General features: G+C 65.1%; 14 protein-coding genes. 9 read left to right on the top strand and 5 right to left on the bottom strand.

Features of this window, described 5'->3' with window-relative positions; translation table 11 throughout:
* Positions 1 to 25 precede the first annotated feature (25 nt).
* Complete coding sequence (locus tag BM175_RS03265) at positions 26 to 3,367, top strand: hypothetical protein (protein ID WP_090959282.1); 3,342 nt, start codon at positions 26 to 28, stop codon at positions 3,365 to 3,367.
* 4 nt (positions 3,368 to 3,371) lie between these two features.
* Here BM175_RS03265 and tyrS read toward each other — a convergent pair whose 3' ends face one another.
* Together tyrS and BM175_RS03255 are read right to left on the bottom strand one after the other, a co-directional pair.
* Positions 3,372 to 4,622 carry a tyrosine--tRNA ligase gene (tyrS, locus tag BM175_RS03260; protein ID WP_090959279.1) on the bottom strand — a complete coding sequence of 417 codons (1,251 nt, stop codon included), beginning with the start codon at positions 4,620 to 4,622 and terminating at the stop codon, positions 3,372 to 3,374.
* A 56-nt stretch (positions 4,623 to 4,678) separates the two neighbouring features.
* Positions 4,679 to 5,353, bottom strand: coding sequence for an alpha/beta hydrolase (locus BM175_RS03255; RefSeq protein WP_055884820.1), 675 nt, complete (start codon positions 5,351 to 5,353; stop codon positions 4,679 to 4,681).
* A gap of 224 nt (positions 5,354 to 5,577) precedes the next feature.
* Here BM175_RS03255 and BM175_RS03250 point away from each other — a divergent pair, with 224 nt between their 5' ends.
* The 8 genes from BM175_RS03250 (at position 5,578) to BM175_RS03215 (ending at position 13,051) form a co-directional block, all read left to right on the top strand.
* Complete coding sequence (locus tag BM175_RS03250; protein ID WP_210283991.1) at positions 5,578 to 6,744, top strand: cysteine desulfurase family protein; 1,167 nt, start codon at positions 5,578 to 5,580, stop codon at positions 6,742 to 6,744.
* Positions 6,745 to 6,880: 136 nt separating this feature from the next.
* Entirely contained in the window at positions 6,881 to 8,419 is a 1,539-nt protein-coding gene (gene sufB, locus BM175_RS03245) for a Fe-S cluster assembly protein SufB (RefSeq protein WP_090959273.1), read from the top strand.
* Positions 8,420 to 8,492: 73 nt separating this feature from the next.
* Entirely contained in the window at positions 8,493 to 9,248 is a 756-nt protein-coding gene (gene sufC / locus BM175_RS03240; RefSeq protein ID WP_090959270.1) for a Fe-S cluster assembly ATPase SufC, read from the top strand.
* Positions 9,248 to 10,483: a Fe-S cluster assembly protein SufD gene (sufD, locus tag BM175_RS03235; protein ID WP_090959268.1), complete on the top strand. Its 1,236-nt coding sequence runs from the start codon at positions 9,248 to 9,250 to the stop codon at positions 10,481 to 10,483. Before sufC ends, sufD begins: the two co-directional genes overlap by 1 nt.
* Positions 10,484 to 10,536: 53 nt before the next feature.
* On the top strand, positions 10,537 to 11,781 hold the full coding sequence (locus tag BM175_RS03230) for a cysteine desulfurase (protein ID WP_090959265.1): 1,245 nt from the start codon (positions 10,537 to 10,539) through the stop codon (positions 11,779 to 11,781).
* 11 nt (positions 11,782 to 11,792) lie between these two features.
* Entirely contained in the window at positions 11,793 to 12,218 is a 426-nt protein-coding gene (locus BM175_RS03225; protein WP_244545845.1) for an SUF system Fe-S cluster assembly protein, read from the top strand.
* A 75-nt stretch (positions 12,219 to 12,293) separates the two neighbouring features.
* Positions 12,294 to 12,677, top strand: a complete 384-nt coding sequence (gene sufA / locus BM175_RS03220; RefSeq protein WP_090959262.1) for a Fe-S cluster assembly scaffold SufA — start codon at positions 12,294 to 12,296, stop codon at positions 12,675 to 12,677.
* An 8-nt stretch (positions 12,678 to 12,685) separates the two neighbouring features.
* Complete coding sequence (locus tag BM175_RS03215) at positions 12,686 to 13,051, top strand: TfoX/Sxy family protein (RefSeq protein ID WP_090959260.1); 366 nt, start codon at positions 12,686 to 12,688, stop codon at positions 13,049 to 13,051.
* Positions 13,052 to 13,072: 21 nt separating this feature from the next.
* Here BM175_RS03215 and BM175_RS03210 read toward each other — a convergent pair whose 3' ends face one another.
* From BM175_RS03210 to parE, 3 genes are all read right to left on the bottom strand, one after another.
* The gene (locus BM175_RS03210) at positions 13,073 to 14,602 is read right to left on the bottom strand and encodes a DEAD/DEAH box helicase (RefSeq protein WP_090959257.1); all 1,530 of its coding nucleotides are present in this window, start codon (positions 14,600 to 14,602) and stop codon (positions 13,073 to 13,075) included.
* A 238-nt stretch (positions 14,603 to 14,840) separates the two neighbouring features.
* Complete coding sequence (locus BM175_RS22955; RefSeq protein ID WP_183193287.1) at positions 14,841 to 15,449, bottom strand: hypothetical protein; 609 nt, start codon at positions 15,447 to 15,449, stop codon at positions 14,841 to 14,843.
* Positions 15,450 to 15,479: 30 nt separating this feature from the next.
* A complete protein-coding gene (gene parE, locus BM175_RS03200; protein ID WP_090959251.1) occupies positions 15,480 to 17,516 on the bottom strand; it encodes a DNA topoisomerase IV subunit B in 2,037 nt (678 codons plus the stop codon).
* Between the last annotated feature and the right edge of the window lie 165 nt (positions 17,517 to 17,681).

Genomic DNA, 17,681 nt, shown 5'->3' with positions numbered 1-17,681 from the left:
GTGCAGCGGGAGACCATCGGACTTGATGAGAAAGATTCGGCGTCTCGTCGGTGCGATCCTGAGCTTCGTCCTCCTCCTCGCGATCACGATCGCAGGGGCCGGCATGTTCCTGCTCGGGACGCCGGCCGGTGAGCGCTTTGTCCAGTCCCAGACCACGGCAGCGCTTTCGCGCCTGCTGGGTCCTCGCTACGAGGCGACGCTTGGCCGACAGCAGTTGGAATTCCGCGGCGACGGTACGCTCGCACTGAACTGGTACGACGCGGCGCTGCATCGCCGAGACCGGCCTGAACTCGAGTCGCGCGTCGAGCGGATCTCTGTCGCGCTGCGGCTGATGCCGCTGGTGGGCGGCAGCCTGGAGTTCGGCCGGCTCGAGATCGTCGGGGCCGACCTTGATCTGGCGGCCTTCGCCGGAGTGCGTCCTGCAATGCCTGCCGCGTCGACGACCGACGTCGATGATCGTTCGGTTCTCGCCCGCACGATCGACGGAGGCATCTCAGCTCTGGAGCGCCAACTCCAGGCCCTGCAGGCCTATCATTTCGATACGCTGAGCCTTCAGGACATTCGGGTGACCGGGCTTCCCGTCCGGTCCGGATCATTGACGCAGCTGACCCTTCAGCGGGCCGACCTCCACCGAGCTCTCGACGGCACGTTGCGGCTCGTGTCCAGCATCGAAGTCGGCGATGTGCCGGTCGTCATGTCCGGCACTGCGGAGTTCGATTCGAGCACGAGCCGTCTGACGCGCCTCCAGGGGCGTACCGGTCGCATCGCGCTTGGGAGCATCGTGCCGCCGGCCGACGAGGCCGACGAAGACGACGAGCGACCGTTCGGCAGCGACTCCGAGGTGTCGCTGAATCTCTCGCTCGACCGGAAGGACCCCGACGAACCGGCCTTCGTGCGGGCGAGCGCGCATGTCGGGGCTGGACATCTGCAACTCGGTCTCAACCGGACACGGGTCGAGGACGCGCAGCTTGATCTGACCTATCGCCAGGGCGAAGAGCGCGTCGTCATCGAGCCCAGTCCCTTCCGCTTCCGGGACGTCGCCTTCGAGCTTTCCGGTACAGTCGAGCAGACCAACCGCGGCAATCCCGACGAGGTGCCGATCTACGGTTTCGCCGTTTCATCGCCCGACGTGCGGTCGAAGGTCGGTCGCGAAGAGATGGCGGAGGCCGGTCCTCTCACCGCATCCCTGGAGCTCGCCGGAAGCTTCGAGCCGAGCAAGCGCCGGCTGACACTGGACAAGGCGGTGGTGCTCACCGATGGCGGCCGATTGGAAGGTCAGGCCCGATACGACGGCTCGGCCGCCGATGCGCGGACATTCCTGGACCTGAAAGCGACCTCTCTGTCCGCCTCGGCGGTCAAGGCGTTCTGGCCGTTCAACATCTCCGGCAAGTCGCGCCGGTGGGTGCTGGCGCACCTTGCCGACGACGGGGACGTACCGGAAGGCCGGATCGCCATCGATATCCTGCGCGACCGCATCGGAGATGCGTTCAAGATCGGAGGAACGCCGACCGAAGCCGAACTGCAGCTCGATATTCCGGTGCGGGGCGTCAACCTCTCAACCGTCGGCGATCTGCCGGACCTGATGCAGGTAGACGGAACAGTGACCGTCCGGGGGATCCGCACGGATATCGCCGTAGACGAGGCGAAGGTCGTCGGCCTCGATCGAATTGAGATCAAGCCCTCGACGCTGGTGCTTCAGCGGCCGCCGGATGGCGGTTTGCGCGATCTCGGAATCGATCTCAACGTCCAGGCTTCCGGTGCGGTGCCGGAGCTTCTGGCAATCGCCGACCGCGATCCCATCCGCGCGTTCCGCAACCTGTCCTTGAAGCCCGACGCCTTCAGCGGAAGCGGCATGGTCGAGGTCGGCGCGCGGTTGGTGCTCGGCGATAGCATTCCTCGCGACCAGCAGGTCAGGGACTGGAGTGTCGAAGCCGAACTCGAGAATGTGGAACCAGGACAGCCGATCGAGGGTCGTACCTTCAACAAGTTGAGCGGCCTATTTCATGCTATTCCGGGTCAAGCCAGCGGATCGCTCGACGGGACGATGGACGGAATGCCGGCGAAGCTCACCTTCGCCTTGCCGTTCGGTGCGAACCCGGTGGGATCACGCAGCCTCGAAGCTGAACTGAAGGTCCCCTCCGCAAAGGTGGTGGATCTGGTGCCTGCGCTATCCGGCGTCGTGAAGGGGCCAATCGCGGCGCGCGTCACGGACGATGCGGACGGCATGCGTGCCAAGCTCGATCTCTCGCAAACCGAACTCGATCTGCCGGCCGTCGCCTGGAAAAAGGGGGCCGGCATTCCGGCCAACCTCGCTTTCGTCGTTCGCCGCGATGGGGAGACAACGGAACTCGACGATCTCGACCTCAAAGGCGACGGATTCCGCGCACAGGGCTCTCTTTCGGTCGACAAGCGCGGCCTCCGCCGCGCGGCGCTGACGCAGGTGGCTCTCAATCCCGGCGATGACGTTCGCGTCGAGGTCGAACGGCACGGAGAAGGCTTCGGCGTGCAGGTGAAGGGCGATCGCTTCGACGCTCGTCCCATCCTCGCCGAATTGCGGGCCGGGATCGGCCGAGACAAGAAGGGACGTGTGGGGGGCGGGACGTTCGACATCACGATGGACGTGAGCCGTATCGACGGCTTCAACGGTCGCGGCGTGGACGGCTTCTCGTTGAATTACGCATCTGCCGACGGACGGCTTGCGGCTCTCGCGCTCGGTGGCTCCATCGGCGGTGCGGATCTGGCCGGCGATCTCGCGCCGCAGAACGACAATCGTCGCATCCGCATCGCATCGGGCGATGTCGGCGGGCTTCTCGGCTTCACCGGCCTCTACAGCCATATGGAAGGCGGGCAAGGCTCTCTGACGCTGGTCGGCTCATCGGATGCGGGTTACCGTGGCGAGGTGAAGCTCGCGAACTTCAATCTGGTCGATGAACCGCGGCTGTCGCGCATCGTCGGCTCATCGCCGGCACCGGGGGCAGCTAGCCTTTCGCAAGCGATCGGACAGGAACTACGGACCGAGCGCGCCTTCTTCGACCACGCCTCTGCCAAGCTCGGCTACGACAGGGGATCACTGCGCGTAGCCGACGGAATCGTGCGCGGTCCGATCTTCGGCTCGAGCTTCGCAGGTGTCGTCTACGACCCGAGCGGCCAGATCGACGTGACCGGCTCCTTCATGCCGGCTTATGGCCTGAACCGCGTGTTCGGCGCGATCCCGATCATCGGCCAGATCCTCGGCAACGGGCAGGAGGGCGGCCTGATCGGGATCACCTACCGGTTGAGCGGGGCGATGGCTTCGCCCACGCTCGTGGTCAATCCGATCTCGGCAATCGCGCCGGGCATTTTCCGGCAGATCTTCGCCTTCGACTGACGGTTCAGTCGTCGGCCTTCAGGAGAACGTGGCGCTTCTTACCGAGCGACAGCTTGGCGACGCCATCGCTCAGCGCGGCGGTATCCACCGACAAGCGTTCGTCAGACACGGGCTGGTCGTTCAAGCGAACCGCGCCGCCTGCGACATGGCGCCTAGCCTCGCCGTTGGAGGCCGCAAGCCCCGCCTTGACGATCAGCGAAAGGATGCCGACCCCCGACGCGAGTTCCGCTTTCGGAACCAGAACGGTCGGCAACGTATCGGCCAGCGCGCCCTGCTCGAAGGTCGTGCGGGCAGTCGCCTCGGCCTGCGTGGCGGCTTCTCGGCCGTGGACGATGGCTGTGGTCTCGGTCGCAAGGATCTTCTTGGCTTCGTTGATCTCGGCGCCGCCGAGCGCGGCGAGACGCGCGATCTCGTCGAGCGGCAGCCGGGTGAAGATCTTCAGGAAGCGGCCGACGTCGGCGTCCTCGGTGTTCCGCCAATATTGCCAGAAGTCGTAGGGGCTGAAGAGGTCGCCATTCAGCCATACGGCCCCCGAGGCCGACTTTCCCATCTTCTCGCCCGACGACTTGGTGAGGAGCGGCGTTGTGAGCGCGTAAAGCTGCGGGCCGCCCATACGATGGCTGAGATCGACGCCGTTGATGATGTTGCCCCATTGGTCGGAGCCGCCCATCTGCAGCACCGTGCCAAAGCGCCGGTTCAGCTCGGTGAAGTCGTAGCCCTGCATGATCATGTAGTTGAACTCGAGGAAGCTCAATGACTGCTCGCGGTCGAGGCGCAGCTTGACCGAGTCGAAGCTGAGCATCCGGTTGACCGAGAAATGCCGGCCGACGTCGCGCAGGAATTCGACGTAGTTCAGCTTCAAGAGCCAGTCGGCATTGTTCACCATGATGGCCGCGTTCGGGCCTTCGTAGCGCAGGATGTTGCCGAAGACGCGCTGGATGCCGTCGATGTTGGTCTGGATCTGCTCGGGAGTCAGCATCCCGCGCTGCGAGTCGCGGAACGAGGGATCGCCGACCATCGAGGTGCCGCCGCCCATCAGGCTGATCGCCTGATGCCCGGTCTCCTGCAGCCAGTAGAGCATGGTGACGGAGATCAGGTTGCCGATGTGGATCGACGTCGCGGTCGCGTCGTAGCCGACATAGCCGGTGATCCGCCCCTTGTGGGCGAGCGCATCCAGGCCGTCCGGATCGGAAACCTGATGAATGAAGCCGCGCTCGTCGAGAACGCGCAGGAAGTCGGATTTGTAGCGGCTCATGATCGTCCGTTCCGCAGGGGCGGCGCGGAGCGCACGCCGACCGGCTCGTTGTCGTCTTACTTCAGGCGCTTCGGGCGCGCGTCGGACAGCTCGCCCGCGAGGCGGCGGTCGAGATAGTCGGCGCACTCGGCCATCAGCTCCTCGGTCTGCTCCGAGAAGAAGTGGTTGGCGCCCGCCAGCGTCTTTTGCGTGATCAGGATACCCTTCTGGGTCTTCAGCTTATCCACCAGACCCTGCACATCCTTCGGCGGTGCGACCTTGTCCTTGTCGCCATGGATGATGAGGCCCGACGACGGGCACGGCGCCAGGAACGAGAAGTCGTAGGAGTTCGGCTGCGGGGCGATCGACATGAAACCCTCGATCTCCGGTCGGCGCATCAGGAGTTGCATGCCGATCCAGGCGCCGAACGAGTAGCCCGCGACCCAGCAGTGCTTCGAATCGGGATGCAGGGCCTGGATCCAGTCGAGCGCCGCTGCGGCATCGGACAGCTCACCGGCCCCGTGATCGAACTCGCCCTGGCTGCGACCGATACCTCGAAAATTGAAGCGCAGCGTCGTAAAGCCGCGCTCCACGAACATGTAGAACAGCTGGTAGACGATCTGATTGTTCATCGTGCCGCCGAAGCGGGGATGGGGGTGGAGAACGATCGCGATCGGCGCGTTCTTCTCCTTCGCCGCCTGATAGCGACCTTCCAGTCGGCCGGCCGGTCCGTTGAAGATGACTTCGGGCATTGCAAAACCTCAAGGGGGCTCGATGACCGGAGGGACCGGACACCTTGACGGAGGATGGGCAGCCTCTTAAAGTTCTTTCTTAGAACGATTCAAAACTACACGGCTCCTACAGGGGCGCTATGTAGTCTGCCGAGCGCTCGAAACACAAACATTTTCGAGCGTTGATCGTTGGGCGAACCTTCGAGGGGCCAACCGTAAAAGCACGAAGGTCGGCTGTGCGCGAGATGCGTGTCTATCTGGATCACAATGCAAGCGCGCCGCTTCTCCAGCCGGCGCGGGACGCGATCGTGGCCGCGCTCGGCGTCTTCGGTAATCCGTCGTCGGTCCACACGGAAGGCCGTACCGCCCGGTCCATCGTCGCGAAGGCCCGGTCCGAGGTCGCCGCATTGGCGGGGGCGGAGGGAGAGGCCGTCGTCTTCACGAGCGGAGCAACCGAGGCTGCCTCGACCTGTCTGACGCCGCACTGGATGCGGGACGGGCAAAGTCTCCTTTTTCCGCGCCTCGCCGTCGTCGACACCGACCATCCCTGCATCCGCGAAGGCGGGCGCTTCGCCTTCGCGGATGTCACGCGCCTGCCGGTCCGGTCGGATGGAACGCTGCGGTTGGACGCACTCGACGCCTGGCTCGCCGCGGGGTCGGCCGGACTGATGGCGTTCTGCGAGGCCAACAGCGAGACGGGCGTGGTTCAGCCCACCGAGGCGATCGTCGAGCGATGCCGTACGGCCGGAGCTGTCGTGGTGTGCGACAGCGTGCAGGCGGCCGGCCGCATGCCGCTCGAGGCGCTCCGCCGGGGTGCGGATGCAATGATCCTCTCCGCCCACAAGATCGGGGGGCCGAAAGGCATCGGCGCTTTCGTCCTCGGCTCGCCGATGATGCGGCCGGCTCCGCTCCTCACCGGCGGTGCGCAGGAAACACGGCAGCGGGCGGGCACCGAAGCGGTGCCGCTGATCGCTGGCTTCGGGGCGGCGGCTCAAGCTGTGCGGGACGAGGTTTCGCGGCCAGCGGACATGCTCGCCCTGCGCCAGCAACTGGAAACGGGGCTGCTCACTTTGGCGCCGGAGTTCATCGTCCTTGGCGCCGAAGCGCCGCGCCTGCCCCAGACCGTGATGATCCATCATCCCGCGTTGCGGGCAGAGACCGCGCAGATCGCCATGGACCTCGCGGGTTTTGCCGTATCGGCGGGTTCGGCCTGTTCCTCGGGCAAGATCGGTGGCTCGACCGTGCTGGAGGCGATGGCGCGCGGAGGCGCTGCGATCGATCCGTCGCAAGGAGGCATTCGCGTCAGCTTCGGCCGGGAGACGGGCGCCGCCGAAATCGATCGGTTCCTCGCCGCGTTCGCCAGCTTCTGGGCACGGCATGCCGGGACAGCGCCGATTCAGCAGGTCGCATGAAAAGCCGCAGCTAATGTGGCCTCCCTTCTTCAACTTTTGAGGGCGGCCCCCCATTTGAACCGTTGTAAACTGCCGCTATAGGGCAGGGCACAAGCCAACCACCGGACCTTGAATCCGGCGAGTGTGGAGAGAGACGATGCCAGCAGTCCAGGAAACGATCGATCAGGTCCGCCAGATCGACGTCGATCAGTACAAGTACGGTTTCGAGACCGTCATCGAGATGGACGTGGCCCCCAAGGGGCTTAACGAAGACACCATCCGTCTGATCTCGGCCAAGAAGAACGAGCCGGAATGGATGCTGCAATGGCGTCTGGACGCGTTCGAGCGCTGGAAGTCGATGGAGAGCCCGTCCTGGGCCCGCCTTGATTATCCGCCGATCGATTTCCAGGATATCCACTACTACGCGGCGCCGAAGTCGATGTCGGGCCCGGCTTCGCTCGATGAGGTTGATCCCGAAATCCTGCGCACCTACGAGAAGCTCGGCATCCCGCTGAAGGAGCAGGAGATCCTGGCAGGCGTGCGCCGGCCGGACGAGCCCTCGCAGTTCGAGAGCGACGATGACTCGGGCGTGCCGCCCTCCGAGGGCAGCTATGGCGGGCGCGTCGCCGTCGACGCCGTGTTCGATTCGGTGTCGGTCGCGACGACCTTCAAGAAGGAGCTGTCGAAGGCCGGCGTGATCTTCATGCCGATCTCCGAAGCGATCCGCGAGCATCCCGAGCTGGTGCAGAAGTACCTCGGCTCGGTGGTGCCGGTGTCGGACAACTTCTTCGCCACCATGAACTCGGCGGTCTTCACCGACGGTTCGTTCGTCTACGTTCCGGCGGGCGTGCGCTGCCCGATGGAGCTGTCGACCTACTTCCGCATCAACGAGCGCAACACCGGCCAGTTCGAGCGCACGCTGATCATCGCCGACAAGGGCTCCTACGTCTCGTATCTCGAAGGCTGCACCGCCCCTCAGCGAGACGAGAACCAGCTTCACGCCGCCGTCGTCGAGCTCGTGGCACTCGACGATGCCGAGATAAAGTACTCCACCGTCCAGAACTGGTATCCGGGCGACAAGGAGGGCAAGGGCGGCATCTACAACTTCGTGACCAAGCGTGGCGACTGCCGTGGTGCGAACTCGCGCATCTCTTGGACGCAGGTCGAGACCGGCTCGGCGATCACCTGGAAGTACCCGTCCTGCATCCTGCGCGGGGACGGCTCGCGCGGCGAGTTCTATTCGATCGCGGTGTCCAACGGTCGCCAGCAGATCGATTCCGGCACGAAGATGATCCACATCGGCAAGAACACGTCGAGCCGGATCATCTCGAAGGGTATCTCGGCCGGCAACTCGAACAACACCTACCGCGGCCAGGTGACGGCCATGCGCAAGGCCGCGAACGCGCGCAACTTCACGCAGTGCGACTCGCTCCTGATCGGCGAGGAGTGCGGCGCGCACACCGTGCCGTACATCGAGGCGAAGAACGCGACGGCGCAGTTCGAGCACGAGGCGACCACCTCGAAGATCTCGGAGGATCAGCTCTTCTACTGCATGCAGCGCGGCATTCCCGAGGAGGAGGCTGTCGCGCTGATCGTCAACGGCTTCGTCAAGGACGTGATCCAGCAGCTTCCCATGGAGTTCGCCGTGGAAGCGCAGAAGCTGATCGGCATCTCGCTCGAAGGCAGCGTCGGCTGAGGCCGACGCTCCGCGACTGACCATTTCGACCGCGCCCGGGGTGGCGCCGACCAACGCTTTAAGAAGAACGAAGATGCTGGAAATCAGAAACCTGCACGCCCGCGTGGCGGATACCGACACCGAAATCCTGCGCGGTCTCGACCTGACCGTTGCGGACGGCGAGGTGGCGGCCATCATGGGGCCGAACGGGTCGGGCAAGTCGACCCTGTCCTACATCATTGCCGGCCGCGAGGACTACGAGGTCACCGAGGGCGACATCCTCTACAACGGCGAGTCGATCCTGGAGATGGACGCGGCCGAGCGGGCGGCGTCGGGCGTGTTCCTGGCCTTCCAGTATCCGCTGGAGATCCCCGGCGTCGCGACGATGACCTTCCTGAAGACGGCGCTCAACTCGCAGCGCAAGGCGCGCGGCGAGGGCGAGCTGACGACGCCCGAATTCATGCGCCGCGTGAAGGCATCCGCCGCCGATCTCAAGATCGACGCGGACATGCTGAAGCGCCCGCTCAACGTCGGCTTCTCCGGCGGTGAGAAGAAGCGCGCCGAGATCCTGCAGATGGCGCTTCTCGAGCCCAAGCTGTGCGTCATGGACGAGACGGACTCCGGTCTCGACATCGATGCGCTGAAGATCGTTGCCGACGGCGTGAATGCGCTGCGCGGGCCGGACCGCTCGTTCCTCGTCATCACGCACTACCAGCGCCTGCTCGACTACATCGTGCCGGATAAGGTCCACGTCCTCTACAAGGGCCGGATCATCAAGTCGGGCGACAAGTCCCTGGCGCTTCAGCTGGAGAACGAAGGCTACGCCCAGATCATCGGCGAGGCGGCCTGATGTCCGTTGTCAACCAGACCCGCACCAAGGCGGAACTGGCGCTGATCGAACGCGGCCAGACGTCGGTGGCAACCGACGCGCAGCGCCGGGCGCTGGACGTTCTCGCCAGCGAGGGGCTGCCGAGCCGACGCGTCGAGGCGTGGCACTACACCGACCTGCGCGTTCTGCTCGGCCGGCAGGCCGAGGCAGGCAGCGAGGCGAGCGGCGCAACGTTCCTGTCGCCGTTCCTGCCGCACAGCACCGTGGTGGAGCTCGGATCGGCCGGCGCCGGCAACGATCCGGCGCCGGGCGTGTCGGTCTCGCAGGCTTCGAACCCGGCGGCGTTCGACGAAGTCGTGAACCACCTCGACCGTGCCGTCGATACGATTCGCCTCCTCAACACCGCCATGGGTGCCGCCGGCTCCGCGCTGTGCCTCACCAAGACCGATGGGGTCGAGGGCGTCATGGAACTGCGACCGCAGCCGGCGGCCGGCGGGAGCCATTCCTATTCCAGCGTCGACGTGGGCGCCGGCGCACGCGCGACCGTCGTCGAGCGGGCGCCCGCGGGCGCGGCGGGCGACCTGTCATCGGCCGTCCACCATCTCGACATCGGCGATGGCGCCGAGGCGCTGTGGATTGTGGTGCAGGAGAAGGGCGCAGCGGAGACGCATCTCGGCCAGCTCAACGTGCGCCTCGGCGCGGACGCAAAGCTCAAGCTCTTCGTGCTCAACGCGGGCGGTGCTGTCGTCCGGCAGGAAGTGCACGCGGTCACGGTCGGCGAGGGTGCCGATATCCAGATCCGCGGCGTGAACCTTCTGGAGGCCGGCCAGCACATCGACGTCACGACGACGCTCAATCACAACGTCGCGCAGACGACCTCGACCGAAATCTTCCGAAACGTCGTATTCGGCGGACACGGCGTGTTTCAGGGCATGATCCGCGTCGCCAAGGGTGCGCAGAAGACCGACGCGCGCCTCGCCTGCAACACACTGCTCCTGTCGGACGAAGGCGACTTCTCGGCCAAGCCCGAGCTCGAGATCTTCGCCGACGATGTTCAGTGCGGGCACGGCGCGACGGCCGGCGAGATCAACGCCGATCACCTCTTCTACCTCATGAGTCGCGGCATCCCCGAAGCGCCCGCGCGGGCGCTCCTGGTGAAAGCCTTCGTCGACGAGGTGGTGGAAGACCTGGAGGACGAGGCGGTGGTCGAGGCGCTCGAAACGCGGATCGACGACTGGCTGGCGCGGGATCGCTGATCCCGCGCGACCGTCCGAGCCGGCCGCAGGCCGGAAACGCGGAGAACGGATCGATGAACATCCAGACGATCATGACCGAACGCTACGACGTCGAGGCGATCCGCCGCGATTTTCCGATCCTGTCGCGCGAAGTCTACGGCAAACCGTTGGTCTATCTCGACAACGGCGCCTCGGCGCAGAAGCCGCGTCAGGTGCTGGACGTCATCCAGTCCGCCTACGCGGACAACTATTCCAACGTCCACCGGGGCCTGCACTTCTTGTCGAACAAGTCGACGGAAGACTTCGAAGCGGCGCGCGAGATTGTACGCTCGTTCCTGAATGCGGCAAGTCATAACGAAATCGTCTTCACCAAATCCGCGACCGAGGCCATCAACCTCGTCGCCTACGGTTACGGCATGCAGGAGATCGGGGAGGGCGACGAGATCGTTCTCACCGTCATGGAACACCATTCCAATATCGTGCCCTGGCACTTCCTGCGCGAGCGCAAGGGTGCCAAGCTCGTCTTCGTGCCGGTTGCGGACGACGGTTCGATCACGCTGGAAGACTTCGAGCACGCGATCACCCCGCGCACCAAACTCGTTGCATTCACCCACATGTCGAATGTTCTGGGCACAGTTACGCCTGCGAAGGCCGTAACGGAACTTTCCCATTCGCATGGGATCCCGGTACTCATCGACGGCAGCCAGGGCGCCGTTCACCTGCCGGTCGACGTGCAGGAGATCGGCTGCGACTTCTATGTCTTCACCGGCCACAAGATGTACGGACCGAGCGGCATCGGCGTCCTCTACGGGAAGTTCGACATGCTCGACCGGATGCAGCCGTTCAACGGCGGCGGCGAGATGATCGTCGAAGTGAGCGAGGAGGGCGTGACCTACAACGCCCCGCCGCATCGCTTCGAAGCCGGCACGCCGCCGATCGTCCAGGCCATCGGCTTGGGGGCGGCGCTCGAATACATGCGCTGCGTCGGCCGCGAGAAGATCGCGGCGCACGAGGAGAGCCTGCGGGCCTATGCTCACGAGCGCCTGAAGGCGGTACCGACGCTTCGTATCTACGGCGAAGCACCAGGCAAGGGTGCGATCGTCGCATTCGATCTCGAGCGGATCCACTCTCACGACGTGTCGATGGTGATCGACCGCGAAGGCGTCGCCGTGCGGGCCGGCACCCATTGCGCCCAACCGCTTCTGAAGCGCTTCGGCGCGACCTCGACTTGCCGCGCGTCGTTCGGCATGTACAACACCATGACCGAGGTCGATCGCCTCGCCGAAGCGCTTGAAAAGGCGCACCGCTTCTTCGCCTGAGGAGCCATCTGATGGCCGATACACACGACACGGCGGCAGTGCCGTCGCCCACGCCGGACGAGGCGGAGCGCGTCGGCGCCAACCTCCAGACCGCTGGCGCCGACAAGGGCTCGGCGATTCCGCCGGACGAACTCTCGCGGCTCACCGACGATATCGTCGCGGCGCTGAAGACCGTCTACGATCCCGAAATCCCCGCCGACATCTACGAACTCGGCCTGATCTACAAGATCGACATCGACGACGACCGCAACGTCGATATCGACATGACGTTGACGGCCCCTGGATGCCCCGTCGCCGGCGAGATGCCGGGCTGGGTGGAGAATGCGGTCGGCTCGGTCGAAGGAATTCAGGTCGTCAAGGTGGAACTGGTCTTCGACCCACCGTGGACGCCCGAGCGCATGAGCGAGGAAGCCCAAGTGGCGGTGGGCTGGTTCTAGGACGCTGCAGTACGGCTTGCGTCGACACGCGAGCCGTACCAAATCTATGCCAAGCATGCTTCGAAGGAGCCTCCCATGGGCCGCTTTTCCGTTCTCTCCATGTCCGACGCCGCCGCCGAACGCGTGCGCGCCATTGTGGATGCGCGCGGCGGGGAAGCGGAGGGCATTCGCGTCGGCGTCAAGAAGGGCGGGTGCGCGGGCATGGAGTACACGATCGACCTCGTGACCGAGCCGAAGCCGGGCGAGGATGTGGTCGAACATGCCGGTGCCCGTGTTTTCGTGGCGCCGGAAGCGGTGCTGTTCCTTCTCGGCACGCGTATGGATTACGAGGAGACGACGCTCCGCTCCGGCTTCACATTCGTGAACCCGAACCAGACGTCGGCCTGTGGCTGCGGCGAGTCGATCGAACTCAAGCCTGCCGACAGCGCGAAAGTCGCGGCGGCCCGCTCGGCCGCCTAAAGACCATCGTGGACGACGAAACGATCCACGAGCTTTTCGCCGTACCCCAACCAATCAGCATTCGCCGCATGTTCGGCGGCAAGGGCATCTATGCCGACGGCCGCATCTTCGCGCTCGTGCTGAACGACGAACTCTTCCTCAAGACGGATGCGCAAACGGCGTCCCGCTTCGAAGCCGCGGGATCGCGACGCTGGACATATCAGCGCGAGGGCGCGGCTCCGGTCGCGATGCCCTATCACTCCGTCCCGGAGGAGGCCTTGGACGATCCGGACCTCATGGCGGACTGGGCGCGCCTCGCGATGGAGGCCGCCGTTCGCGGCACGGCACGAAAAAGTCGCCGACACGCTCCAAGCGTCCGGCTGCTCCGAGAATAGCGAAATCGATCGACTGAACGATCAGGCGCCTGTTTGAATCAGCATGAACGCAGGGATTTCGTCGCCGAAACCGACCGGCGTCGCTTCCTCCCGGCCCGATCCGTTGCGATCGTTCGGGCGACGCCCTGACGACGACGGCTGCAGGCGATCGTTGCGGCGAGGACCGCGGTTGTCATCGCGAGACTCCGAACGACGGATCGCTTCCACAGGTTCGGGAGTTACCTTTTCGACGGCGACTGCTGCCGGCGTCTCGGGAGCGTTCTCATCGTCGATGACGGCCTCCGCAGTCGCATCGCGACCACGGCGCGACGTCCGGCCCGAACGCGACGACGAACGCTTCCCGTCGGTCTCACTCCGGCGACCACCGCGGCGGCGATCGCTGGTAGCGGTCTCTTCGGACTCCTCGACAGCCGGAAGGGACGACACGTCGCCGTCGAGCCACTCGATCTCCTTGCCGATCATCGTCTGGATCGCATCGAGATACTTCTTGTCGGCCTTAGATACGAGCGTGAAGGCCTTGCCGGAACGCCCGGCCCGACCGGTTCGGCCGATCCGGTGGACATAGTCTTCGGCATGAATCGGCACGTCGAAGTTGAAGACGTGACTGACCATTGGAATATCGAGGCCGCGCGCCGCGACGTCGGATGCCACCAGCAGCGTCAGCTTGTTGTCCCGGAACGCCTGGAGGGTCATCGTGCGGGCACGCTGGTCCATGTCCCCATGCAGCGCGCCGACGGAGAACCCATGCTTCTCCAGCGATCGGAACAGGAGCGACACGTCCCGCTTCCGGTTGCAGAAGATGATCGCGTTGGTCAGTTCTTCACCCTGCGCGCGGATCACCCTGCGAAGGGTTTCGCGCTTCTCGTAGTCTTCCTTGCGGGTGGCAACCAGACGCTGTTCGACAGTCAACGCGGTGGAGGAGGCTTTCGCCACCTCGACGCGGACCGGGTTTTGCAGGAACTGGTCGGCGAGGCGCGTGATCTCCGGTGGCATGGTGGCGGAGAAGAAAAGCGTCTGGCGGGTGAACGGGATCATTTTGCAGATCCGCTCGATGTCCGGGATGAAGCCCATGTCGAGCATCCGGTCGGCCTCGTCGATGACGAGAATCTCGACGCCGGTCATCAGCAGGCGACCGCGTTCGAAGTGATCGAGGAGGCGGCCCGGCGTCGCGATGAGAACGTCGACGCCACGCTCCAGCTTCTTGTTCTGCTCCTCGAACGACACGCCGCCGATCAGGAGCGCGACGTTGAGGCGCTGGTTCACGCCATACTTGATGAATGACTCTTCGACCTGCGCCGCGAGTTCGCGCGTCGGCTCGATGATCAGCGTGCGCGGCATGCGTGCGCGGGCGCGACCTTGCTCCAGCAGCGTCATCATCGGCAGCACGAAGGAGGCGGTCTTGCCCGTTCCGGTCTGAGCTATGCCGAGCACATCCCGCCGCTGCAGCGCATGGGGGATGGCCTGCGCCTGGATCGGCGTCGGCTCCGTGTAACCAGCCGCCTCGACAGCCGACAGAACCTTCGCACTCAAACCAAGATCGGAAAACGGCATGAAATCGGATGTCTCTTGCTGCCGGACTTAGGAGCAAGTCCGAAGGAGCTTCGTATCCCTCGACGGGCGATAGGCGTCCCGCACCCCTCTGTCAACCAGAGAACACTTGCGCACGCGAGTTATCCTCCGCCAGAAACCAATCCGGCGGCGGCGAATCTAGGCTGGACTTGGCCGTCCGAACTATTCGAACGGCACGGAAGGGATCCAATCGGTGGAAAAACCGAATGGACCCGATGTCTCAGTTCGATGCGGGACCGAAGCGATAAGGCTGGCCCGGCGCGACGAAAAGCTCGTATGTTTCCGAAATCTCTCCGTCCATCGGTACGATGTCGAAGAACAGCGTCAGGTTGCTTTCCTGACCTTCGGCCGGCGCGTCGGCGCGGTATCCGACGATCGCACCATCCACCTCGGCGATCTCCGTCACTTCGGTGCTGCTGACGACCGTCGGCTTGCCGTCGCGCTCCTCAACCTGTTGGAAGAAGAAGCGGCTTCCCTTGGACTCGCCGAGGGCCTGCGTCATGATCGTGCGCCACACCCCGTTGCGTCCATCAACGGCCCAGGGACCCACGATCTGCACATCGCCGATAATCGGCGACAGCGCCGCGATGGCGCTCATCACCTCGGCATTCCGCTCTGCCGACCCTGCCGCCGGTGCTGGCGTCGGAGCAGCGGGTGACGGTTGAGAGGCGTCCGGCGCGGTCCCCGGCGCGACGGGGGCAGGGGGCGCCATAGCTGCCGCAGGCGAGGTCTCGGCGGGCGTCGTGGCCGGCGCCGTCACCTCCTGTGCCGCAGCCGCACTGCCGGCGAGAAGCACGATCGCGACGGCGCTGTGAATGATCCGGTTCATGGTCGGCCCCTGGCTTTCGACACGGCAGGTCTAGACGTCGAGATCTCGGACGAAGGCCGCCCGGTCCTGAATGAAGCGGAAACGCGCCTCGGGTTTGTTGCCCATCAGCGCGTCGACGGCCCCCGCGGTTCCCGCTTCGGGAGAGGCATCGATCTCGACGCGAAGCAAGGTGCGCTTTCGGGGATCCATCGTGGTCTCCTTCAGCTGCGAGGGAAGCATCTCGCCGAGGCCCTTGAACCGGCTCACCTCGACCTTTCCCTTGCCCTTGAACTCACGCGCGACGATTCGCTCGCGATCGGCGTCGTCGCGCGCGTAGATCGTCTTCCCGCCCTGCGTCAGCTTGTAGAGAGGCGGCACGGCGAGGAAGAGATGGCCGTTGCGGATGAGGTCCGGCATCTCCTGGTAGAAAAAGGTGATGAGGAGCGAGGCGATGTGCGCCCCGTCGACGTCGGCATCCGTCATGACGATCACGCGCTCGTAGCGAAGGTCGTCGTCGCGATACTTTGCCTTCGTGCCGCAACCGAGCGCCAGCGTCAGGTCAGCGAGCTGCTGGTTGGCGCCGAGCTTTTCACGACCTGCGGACGCCACGTTCAGGATCTTGCCGCGAAGCGGAAGGATGGCCTGACGCGCGCGGTCGCGCGCCTGCTTGGCGGAGCCACCGGCCGAGTCGCCCTCGACGATGAAAAGCTCCGCTCCTGCGGCGCCCGTCTGCGAACAGTCGGCAAGCTTGCCCGGCAGGCGCAGCTTGCGTGTCGCCGTCTTGCGGCTGACCTCCTTCTCCTGCTTGCGCCGCAGCCGCTCGTCGGCGCGCTCGACCACCCAGTCGATGAGGCGCGCGGCGTCCTGCGGCGAGGAAGCCAGCCAGATGTCGAAGGAATCGCGGATCGAATTCTCGACGATGCGCTGGGCTTCCGCAGTGGCCAGGCGATCCTTGGTCTGGCCGACGAACTCCGGCTCGCGGATGAAGACCGAGAGCATGGCCGACGCGGTGATCATCACGTCTTCTGCAGTGATGCTCGCGGCCCGCCGGTTCCCGGACAATTCGGCAAACGCCTTGAGGCCTCGCAGGAGCACGGCGCGCAGGCCGGCTTCGTGCGTGCCGCCTTCCGGGGTCGGAATGGTGTTGACGTAGGAGCGGACGGCTCCGTCTTCCTGCGTCCACGAGACGGCCCATTCGACCGCGCCGTGGCCGGACACTTTCTCCGAACGGCCTGCGAAGCTTTGCGCGGTGACGCGTGCCTGCCCCTCCAGCGAGGCTTCAAGATAGTCTTTCAGGCCGCCGGGGAAATGAAAGCTCGCGCGTGCGGGAATCTTGCCATCCGCCGGCAGAAGCGATGGCGCGCAGGACCAGCGGATTTCGACGCCACCAAAGAGATAGGCTTTCGAGCGGGCCATTGCGAAGAGGCGGGCGGGTTCGAACTTCGCCCCGGCTCCGAAAATCTGAGCGTCGGGGTGAAAGCGAACGCGCGTGCCGCGGCGGTTCTGGACCTCGCCGACCTCGGCGAGCGGGCTGGTCGGCAGACCGCGCGAGAAGGTCTGGCGGTAGAGCTTGCGGTTGCGGGCGACCTCGACCTCGAGCAGGTCTGAAAGGGCGTTGACGACCGAAATGCCAACGCCGTGCAGGCCGCCCGACGTCTCGTAGACCTTCGAGTCGAACTTTCCGCCCGCGTGGAGCGTCGTCATGATGACTTCGAGGGCGGACTTATCGCGATACTTCGGGTGCGGATCGATCGGGATGCCACGACCATTGTCGGTCACCGAGAGCGATCCGTCTTCCTCCAGCGCGACTTCAATGAAGTTGGCATGCCCGGCGACGGCCTCGTCCATCGAGTTGTCGATGACCTCGGCGAAGAGATGATGCAGCGCCTTCTCGTCTGTGCCGCCGATGTACATGCCGGGGCGACGGCGTACGGGCTCGAGGCCTTCCAGCACCTCGATGTCGGCCGCGGTGTAGTCGGTCGATGGAGCCGGGACGACGTGCGGCGTCGTTGCCTTGGGCGTCCGCGCGGCGCGGTCGGGAACGGGGCGGGACGCGGCACGCGCCCCGGCAAAAAGATCCTGGCTCATACGGTCATCCGGCCTTCGACAGGCCACGCGCGGGCGTGTGTCAGCATGCTGTCGAGGTAGCCTTTCGATCGATGTTCTGCAAGTGTTCTCAACGCCCGCCACCGTTGCGGACCGACGCCGACGCGCGTTTATCCCGCACATGACGCATTGCCGCAACGGCTTGCG

Source organism: Aureimonas phyllosphaerae, assembly GCF_900113065.1.
Lineage (GTDB): Bacteria > Pseudomonadota > Alphaproteobacteria > Rhizobiales > Rhizobiaceae > Aureimonas > Aureimonas phyllosphaerae.
This window is presented reverse-complemented; position numbering and strand designations above follow the sequence as displayed.

What these genes read in the sequence shown, in the direction of transcription:
- tyrS (WP_090959279.1), bottom strand. Translation starts at nt 4,622, where the DNA reads ATGAGCCGCTACAAATCCGACTTCCTGCGCGTTCTCGACGAGCGCGGC.
- BM175_RS03255 (WP_055884820.1), bottom strand. Translation starts at nt 5,353, where the DNA reads ATGCCCGAAGTCATCTTCAACGGACCGGCCGGCCGACTGGAAGGTCGC.
- sufD (WP_090959268.1), top strand. Translation starts at nt 9,248, where the DNA reads ATGTCCGTTGTCAACCAGACCCGCACCAAGGCGGAACTGGCGCTGATC.
- BM175_RS03225 (WP_244545845.1), top strand. Translation starts at nt 11,793, where the DNA reads ATGGCCGATACACACGACACGGCGGCAGTGCCGTCGCCCACGCCGGAC.
- BM175_RS03230 (WP_090959265.1), top strand. Translation starts at nt 10,537, where the DNA reads ATGAACATCCAGACGATCATGACCGAACGCTACGACGTCGAGGCGATC.
- sufC (WP_090959270.1), top strand. Translation starts at nt 8,493, where the DNA reads ATGCTGGAAATCAGAAACCTGCACGCCCGCGTGGCGGATACCGACACC.
- BM175_RS03265 (WP_090959282.1), top strand. Translation starts at nt 26, where the DNA reads ATGAGAAAGATTCGGCGTCTCGTCGGTGCGATCCTGAGCTTCGTCCTC.
- parE (WP_090959251.1), bottom strand. Translation starts at nt 17,516, where the DNA reads ATGAGCCAGGATCTTTTTGCCGGGGCGCGTGCCGCGTCCCGCCCCGTT.
- sufB (WP_090959273.1), top strand. Translation starts at nt 6,881, where the DNA reads ATGCCAGCAGTCCAGGAAACGATCGATCAGGTCCGCCAGATCGACGTC.
- BM175_RS22955 (WP_183193287.1), bottom strand. Translation starts at nt 15,449, where the DNA reads ATGAACCGGATCATTCACAGCGCCGTCGCGATCGTGCTTCTCGCCGGC.
- BM175_RS03210 (WP_090959257.1), bottom strand. Translation starts at nt 14,602, where the DNA reads ATGCCGTTTTCCGATCTTGGTTTGAGTGCGAAGGTTCTGTCGGCTGTC.
- sufA (WP_090959262.1), top strand. Translation starts at nt 12,294, where the DNA reads ATGGGCCGCTTTTCCGTTCTCTCCATGTCCGACGCCGCCGCCGAACGC.
- BM175_RS03250 (WP_210283991.1), top strand. Translation starts at nt 5,578, where the DNA reads ATGCGTGTCTATCTGGATCACAATGCAAGCGCGCCGCTTCTCCAGCCG.